Raw genomic sequence first — 2417 nt, forward strand, 5'->3', positions numbered from 1 at the left:
TCGGTGCGGCCGCTGGCGCCCCGTGCGGGGCGGGCTGCGCGGCCCGTGCAGCCGGATACGGCGCCTCCGCGCATTTCGCCGCGTGGCGCCTTCGTGCGGTCGCTGGTGCTTCCGGGCTGGGGGCAGTCCGAGCTGGGCGCGCCCGGACGCGGCGCCGTGTACTTCTTCCTCGAGGCGGGCAGCCTCTGGATGTGGTACACGGCCGACCAGAAGCTCGACGAGGCACGCGAACGGCAGGCCATCCTCCGCGACCTGGGCCAGCTGGAGCCCGACAGGCGTACGCCGCTGGTGCGCGACCGCGAAAACCAGCGCGAAGACTGGATCACGCTGTCCGTCTTCTGGCTGTTCTTCTCCGGCGCGGATGCCTTCGTCGCGGCGCACCTGCAGGACTTCGACGTCCACGTGAACGCGGTTCCGCGGCCCAACGGCGGCGGCACCGAACTGCGCGCCACCGTTCCCGTCGGCCCGTGACCGCGCCCGTCGGCATCTTCGACTCGGGAGTGGGCGGGCTGAGCGTGGCGCGCGAAATCCGCCGTGAGCTCCCCTCCGAGCACCTGCTCTACGTGGCGGACACGGCGTACGTCCCCTATGGCGACCGCTCGGAGGAGGAGGTGCGCGAGCGGACGCTGCGCATCGGCGAGTGGATGCAGGGGCAGGGCGCCAAGGTGTTCGTCGTCGCCTGCAACACCGCGTCCGGCGCGGCGCTCGAGGCCCTGCGCGAGCGGCTGTCGATTCCCGTGATCGGGCTGGAGCCGGCCATCAAGCCGGCGGTGCGCGATTCCCCTACCGGCCGGGTGGGCGTGATGGCGACCACCGGCACCTGCGGCTCCGCGCGGCTGCAGCGGCTGGTCGACAACTACGGGAACGGCGCCACCGTCGTCCGGCAGCCGTGCCCAGGGCTGGCGGACATGGTGGAGGACGGAGTGCTCGCCGGGCCGGAACTGGACGCGCGCATGGCGGAATACGTGGCTCCGCTGCGTGCGGCCGGCGTGGACACCGTCGTCCTGGGGTGCACGCACTACGTGTTCGTGCGCGACGCCATCCAGCAGGCGCTTCCGCGCGTGAAGCTGCTGGACAGCAGCGCGGCCATCGCGAGGCGCACGCGGCAGATTCTTGAAGAGGCGAACGCGCTCGCCCCCGCCGGCTCCGGCTCCGTCCGCATCTACACGACGGCGGACCCCGCGGGAGCGGAGCGCATCGTCCATCGCCTGTGGGGCGAGCCGGAAGTCGTTCAGCGGGTGGAGATCTGAATCTCCGCGGGGGCCAGAGCAGGTTTTGTGAGGGCGGCGCCGGTTGCGGTGGCCGCCCTCGGCGTCGTACGCAACGTAAGGGATTTCCGGACTGCGGCTCGGTCACAGATCGTGGATATTGCGTCAGGATAGCGAGTTATGGGCTGGATGGATGAGAGGCGGGATAAGGATGACTTCGGAGACGAATCTGCCGGCGTTCACCCGGGCGCCGTTGATCACGATGCTGGGACGCGCGCTCCGGCTGCGGTGCCCGCACTGCGGTGGGGACCGGCTGACCGAGCGCTGGATGAAGCTGAAGCTCAAGTGCGGCGCCTGCGGGATGCGCACCGAGCGGGGCGAGGAGGACTACTTCCTGGGGGGGATGATGCTGAACATCGTTCTCGCGGAAGGCATTCTCGTCGTTGCGGCGGGCATCCTGGTGGCGGCGACCTGGCCGGACGTGCCGTGGATCCTGATGCTCGGCATCGGGCTGGTGCTGATGACGATCGCGCCGTTCGCGTTCTATCCGCTGTCGCTGTGCCTGTGGATGGTCTGCGATCTTGTCGTCCGGCCTTTGACCGCTCAAGAATTGGAGTGGCACCGGAACAGCGCAGAGGGCCAGTTCCGGAACCAGCGCGACAGGTAGTGACGGGCACCATCCGACGCCTGGATGTCATCCCGATGGAGCGGCCAAAGCGTACTGGCCCGAACGCTAAACTCCGCAGCGACTGAGGGATCCGCCACACACTAGGCGTGATGCGGAACATCTGACGCGGCCACAAAACTGCCTGTCCTTCGCGTGGTTGCCTTCCGCTGAGAACCCTCAAAGCTATCGTGTGTCCGCGGCGTGGGAGCGATCAGGCGCAGTGTGTGGCGGATCCCTCGGTCGCTGCCTGGCTTGGGAGTGGCTGCGGGTTCGGCGTGGCCGCTCCGTCGGGATGACAGTGCAAGTCTCCGTGAAGTGTGGCAGATCCCTCGGTCGCTGCCTGGCTTTGGAGTGGCTGCGGGTTCGGCGTGGCCGCTCCGTGGGGATGACAGTGCACGTCCCCGTGAGGTGTGGCGGATCCCTCGGTCGCTGCGTGGCTTGGGAGTGGCTGCGGGTTCGGCGTGACCGCTCCGTCGGGATGACAACGGTGCCTCGTCAGATGGCCGGCGGGCGCTTCAGAGCGGGGGTGTCGCCGATGGTGG

The 2417-nt window shown here is 69.1% G+C and carries 2 protein-coding genes and 1 pseudogene; all 3 read left to right on the forward strand.

Annotated features, from left to right (window positions below; genetic code table 11):
• Window positions 1-471: pseudogene (locus VIB55_RS11360) on the forward strand (hypothetical protein); the annotation flags it as partial.
• Entirely contained in the window at window positions 468-1250 is a 783-nt protein-coding gene (gene murI, locus VIB55_RS11365) for a glutamate racemase (RefSeq protein ID WP_331876778.1), read from the forward strand. The pseudogene VIB55_RS11360 and the gene murI, both read left to right, overlap by 4 nt.
• Window positions 1251-1536: 286 nt before the next feature.
• Window positions 1537-1875 (forward strand): hypothetical protein, encoded by a 339-nt coding sequence (locus VIB55_RS11370; protein WP_331876779.1) that lies wholly within the window; start codon window positions 1537-1539, stop codon window positions 1873-1875.
• Window positions 1876-2417: the final 542 nt, after the last annotated feature.

It is taken from the genome of Longimicrobium sp., from assembly GCF_036554565.1.
Lineage (GTDB): Bacteria > Gemmatimonadota > Gemmatimonadetes > Longimicrobiales > Longimicrobiaceae > Longimicrobium.

Excerpts from the sequence above, each read along its gene's own strand:
- VIB55_RS11370 (WP_331876779.1), top strand. The coding sequence starts at position 1,537 with ATGAAGCTGAAGCTCAAGTGCGGCGCCTGCGGGATGCGCACCGAGCGG.